General features: G+C 70.6%; 3 protein-coding genes. 2 read left to right on the forward strand and 1 reads right to left on the reverse strand.

What is annotated here, in order from left to right:
* Positions 1 to 155 precede the first annotated feature (155 nt).
* On the forward strand, positions 156 to 1,601 hold the full coding sequence (locus GT042_RS06315; protein ID WP_161307713.1) for an aldehyde dehydrogenase family protein: 1,446 nt from the start codon (positions 156 to 158) through the stop codon (positions 1,599 to 1,601).
* A gap of 141 nt (positions 1,602 to 1,742) precedes the next feature.
* Positions 1,743 to 3,716, forward strand: a complete 1,974-nt coding sequence (locus GT042_RS06320) for an acyl-CoA dehydrogenase family protein (protein WP_161307714.1) — start codon at positions 1,743 to 1,745, stop codon at positions 3,714 to 3,716.
* 79 nt (positions 3,717 to 3,795) lie between these two features.
* Here GT042_RS06320 and GT042_RS06325 read toward each other — a convergent pair whose 3' ends face one another.
* Complete coding sequence (locus GT042_RS06325) at positions 3,796 to 4,989, reverse strand: glycoside hydrolase family 64 protein (protein WP_161307715.1); 1,194 nt, start codon at positions 4,987 to 4,989, stop codon at positions 3,796 to 3,798.
* Positions 4,990 to 5,118 lie beyond the last annotated feature (129 nt).

Here is a 5,118-nt window from a genome sequence, read left to right on the forward strand (position 1 = left end):
TCAGTAAGCCGCGCCCGCGCACCGGGCCGAGGCCACAAACACGCCCCGCAACCCGACCCCCAGGCGGGCACGCCCGCCAAAGCGGTGCCCCCGGACCCGCCACCACTCCACCTCGGCCAACAAACACCTCGCCCGCCCACCCCTACCGTTGACCCATGACTCCCACCACCGCCTTCTGGCTCGCCGGCCGCCAGGCCACCGGCGAGGACACCTTCGACGTGACCTCCCCCTGGGACGGCCGCCCCGTCGGCACCGTCGCCGTGCCGACCGAGCAGCAGGTCGAGGAGGCCGTCGCGGCCGCCCATGCCGTGCGCGACACCTTCGCCGCGACGCCCGCGCACCGGAGAGCGACCGCCCTCGACCACGTATCGCGCCGCCTCGGCGAACGCGCCGAGGAGATCGCCTGCCTCATCTCCGCCGAGAACGGCAAGCCCCTCAAATGGGCCAGGGGCGAGGTCGGCCGCGCCGTCTCCGTGTTCCGGTTCGCCGCCGAGGAGGCCCGCCGGTTCAACGGAGGCGAGGCGCAGCGCCTCGACACCGATCCCGGCGGCGCCGGCCGCCTCGCGCTGACCCGGCGTTTCCCCAAGGGTGTCGTCCTCGGCATCGCGCCGTTCAACTTCCCGCTCAACCTCTGCGCCCACAAGGTCGCCCCCGCCCTCGCCGTCGGCACCCCGATCATCCTCAAGCCGGCCCCGGCGACGCCCCTGTCCGCGCTGCTCCTCGGCGAGCTGCTGGCGGAGACGGACCTGCCCGCCGGGGCCTGGTCGGTCCTGCCCGTGCCGAACGACCGGATGCCCGCGCTCGTCCAGGACGACCGGCTGCCGGTGATCTCGTTCACCGGCTCCGACAAGGTCGGCTACGCGATCATGGACTCCGTCCCGCGCAAGCACTGCACGCTCGAACTCGGCGGCAACGGCGCCGCCGTCGTCCTCGCCGACTACGCGAGCGACCAGGACCTCGACCACGCGGCGACCCGCATCGCCACGTTCTCGAACTACCAGGGCGGCCAGTCCTGCATCTCCGTGCAGCGCGTGATCGCGGACGCGGCGGTGTACGAGCGGCTCGTGCCGAGGGTCGTCGCCGCCGTCGAGGCCCAGGTCACCGGCGACCCGTCCGACGACACCACGGACGTCGGCCCGCTCGTCAGCGAGGACGCCGCCCGGCGCGTCGAGTCCTGGGTCGACGAAGCCGTACAGGCGGGCGCCCGGCTGCTCACGGGCGGCAAGCGGGACGGTTCCTCGTACGCGCCGACCGTCCTCGCCGACGTCCCCGAGAACGTCACGCTGGCCTGCGAGGAGGTCTTCGGCCCGGTCCTCACGCTCCGCAGCGTGACGGGCGAGGAAGCCGCCTTCGATGCCGTGAACGAGTCCAAGTACGGCCTCCAGGCAGGCGTGTTCACCCACGACCTCCAGGCCGCCTTCCGTGCCCACCGCGCCCTGGAGGTCGGCGGGGTGATCATCGGCGACGTGCCCTCGTACCGCGCCGACCAGATGCCGTACGGCGGTGCCAAGCAGTCCGGCGTCGGTAGGGAGGGTGTGCGGTTCGCCATGGAGGACTACACGTACGAGCGGGTGATGGTCCTGACGGGCCTGGACCTCTGACAGCCGCGCGTGACCCGTGGTGGGCCGATCGATTGGTCGGCCCACCACTGGTGGACCTGTCGGATATCGGGTAGATACGGACGAGTAGAACCGGCCGGTACCCGTCCATCGCTCCCGACATCGCGGCGAGGTGAGTTCCTCATGTCCGCCCCATCCGCACCCTCAGAAGCATCCGCACCGAAGGACCCGCAGGGCAGGCCCACAGTCTCCGAGCGTGAGGCCCGACAGGTCGCCGAGGAGGCCCGCGAGCAGGGCTGGCGCAAGCCCAGCTTCGCCAAGGAGATGTTCCTCGGCCGCTTCCGCCTCGACCTCATCCACCCGCACCCCCTGCCCGCGTCCGAGGACGTCAGGCGGGGGGAGGCGTTCCTGGCCAAGCTGCGTGAGTTCTGCGACCGGGAGATCGACGGCGCCCTCATCGAGCGCGAGGCCAGGATCCCCGACGAGGTGATCGCCGGCCTCAAGGAGCTGGGCGCGCTCGGCATGAAGATCGACGTCAAGTACGGCGGTCTCGGCCTCACCCAGGTGTACTACAACAAGGCCCTGTCCCTCGTGGGCTCCGCGAACCCCGCCCTCGGCGCGCTGCTCTCCGCCCATCAGTCGATCGGCGTACCGCAGCCGCTCAAGATGTTCGGCACGCAGGAGCAGAAGGACACCTTCCTGCCGCGCCTCGCCCGTACGGACATCTCCGCCTTCCTCCTCACCGAGCCCGACGTGGGCTCCGACCCCGCCAGGCTGGCCACCACGGCCGTCCCGGACGGCGACGACTACGTGCTCGACGGCGTGAAGCTGTGGACCACCAACGGCGTCGTCGCCGACCTCCTCGTGGTGATGGCCCGGGTGCCGAAATCCGAGGGCCGCAAGGGCGGTATCACGGCGTTTGTCGTGGAGGCCGACTCCCCGGGCATCACGGTCGAGCAGCGCAACGCCTTCATGGGCCTGCGCGGCCTGGAGAACGGCGTGACCCGCTTCCACCAGGTCCGCGTCCCCGCGGCGAACCGTATCGGCGAGGAGGGCGCGGGTCTCAAGATCGCGCTCACCACCCTGAACACCGGACGCCTCTCCCTGCCCGCCATGTGCGTCGGCGCGGGCAAATGGTGTCTCAAGGTCGCCCGCGAGTGGTCGGGGGCCCGTGAGCAGTGGGGAAGGCCGGTCGCCCGCCACGAGGCCGTGGGCGAGAAGATCTCCTTCATCGCGGCGACCACGTTCGCGCTGGAGGCGGTGGTCGACCTCTCCTCGCAGATGGCCGACGAGGACCGCAACGACATCCGGATCGAAGCCGCGCTGGCCAAGCTGTACGGCTCCGAGATGGGCTGGCGGATGGCCGACGAACTGGTCCAGATCCGCGGCGGCCGGGGTTTCGAGACCGCCGAGTCGCTGGCCGCGCGCGGCGAACGGGCCGTCCCCGCCGAGCAGATGCTCAGGGACATGCGCATCAACCGCATCTTCGAGGGCTCGACGGAGATCATGCACCTGCTGATCGCCCGCGAGGCCGTCGACGCCCACCTCGCGGTGGCCGGCGACATCATCGATCCCGACAAGTCCCTCTCGGACAAGGCGAAGGCGGGCGCCCAGGCGGGCAGGTTCTACGCCCGCTGGCTGCCCAAGCTCGTCGCCGGTACGGGCCAACTCCCCGGCTCGTACGCGGAGTTCCACCCGAGCGGGCACGCCGACCTGTCGGTCCACCTGCGGTACGTCGAGCGGACCTCACGCAAGCTGGCCCGGTCCACGTTCTACGCGATGTCCCGCTGGCAGGGCCGTATGGAGACCAAACAGGGCTTCCTGGGGCGGATCGTGGACATCGGCGCGGAGATCTTCGCGATGAGCGCGGCCTGCGTACGGGCCGAGATGCTGCGCACGGGCGGCGACCACGGCCGCGAGGCGTACCAACTGGCCGACGTCTTCTGCCGCCAGGCCAGGATCCGGGTCGAGGAGCTGTTCACCCGGCTCTGGTCGAACACGGACGAGATCGACCGCAAGGTCGTGGACGGCGTCCTGTCCGGTACGTACACCTGGCTGGAGGAAGGCATCGTCGACCCCAGTGGGGACGGCCCCTGGATCGCGGACGCGACACCGGGCCCGTCCGGGCGGGAGAACGTCCACCGCCGGATCGGCTGACCCGGCGGGGGAGTTGGGGGCAAGCACCACAGGGCCGCGTCCGTGACGGTGGACGCGGCCCTGTCGTGCCGCCGTGCGGCTAGTTGAACGGGTCCAGCGTGATGTACGCCTGCTGCGGGTTGCCGTCGTTCACCAGCGACTCGTGCGCGCCGACGTCGTCGAACGCGAAGGCGTACGCCTTGCCGTCGGCCATCCGGTCGTGGAGCAGCCGGGCGTAGTGGTTGGTGACGCCGTCCTTGTAGAAGTTCGCCGCGCTCGCGTCCGGCTGGTTCGGGTTGGTCAGCAGCGTGGAGCGGTTGTACCCGGCGCACAGGGTGCGCGAGATCGGCCCCCGGACCAGGTCGTTGGGCGCGTCCAGCAGCTTGTAGCAGCCGAAGACGCTGTCCGAGTCCGGCTTCTGGAAGGACGTGACCACGGCCCCCGCGCTGTTGGTGAAGTTCATGACGTTGCCGGAGACCCGCCCGAAGTACTTGGTGTTCGGCTGGTCCGTGAACGGGGTCACCGTCAGCGTCGAGGACGCGTACTTCGTCCAGACGCGGTTGATGTAGTCGTTCATGACCGTGGCGGACAGCGCGCCGGAGCCCACGCCGTGGCCCGGCGAGAGCGCGCGCAGGACCGTTCCGTCGGACCGCGTCTGGATCAGCCCGCCCCAGCCGGACTGGGCGCGCAGCGCGCTGTAGAAGCCGTTGTAGCCGCCCGGCTTGAGGTGCCCGGTGGTCTTGGTGGTGCCGTTGGGGATCTTGACGCCGACCGCGTACGGCGCCGAGAACATGTCGACCTGGGTGCTGTTGATCCAGATGCCGGCGTCGTTGAGCGTGTACTCGGTCCAGTTGAAGAGGATGTTCCGGTTCGGGTCGGCCGGGTTCTGCACCGCGGGCTGGACAAGACCGCCGGTGGTCAGCCTGAAGACGAGTTTCTGACCGTACGAGAAGTAGACGCGGCCGGAGAACTTCGGCAGCCGGATCGTCTTGGACTGCCCGTTGGCGGGCCCGGCGATCGACGCGTCGGGCGCGGGGGTCGGCGGGTTCCCGCCGGCGGGCCACGCGTGGAACGTGCCGTTCTCGTCGGCCCAGCCCTGCTGGCCCGTGGTGAGCAGCGTGCCGAGGTTGTAGACGTAGACGGGGTCCGTGCGCCCGGAGTTGTTGGTGAGGGTGAGGGGGATCGTCGTCGGGACGGCTGCCTCGGCGGGTTCCGCCGGTGCCGCGGCGGTGAAGCCCGCGGCGAGGATCACCGCGGCCGCCAGGGGCGCCAGCACCTTCTTCAGGGAGAGCACGCTCTGCCTCCTGCATGTGGGGGTCGAGGGGGTTTGAGAGCGCTCTCAGAATCGATCCGGCGGGTGGTCATGTCAATGGACATGACACAACTGCCCGGCCCTGGAGGGCCGCTCCCCCCACCCCGGACG

This window comes from Streptomyces sp. SID3212, from assembly GCF_009865405.1.
Lineage (GTDB): Bacteria > Actinomycetota > Actinomycetes > Streptomycetales > Streptomycetaceae > Streptomyces.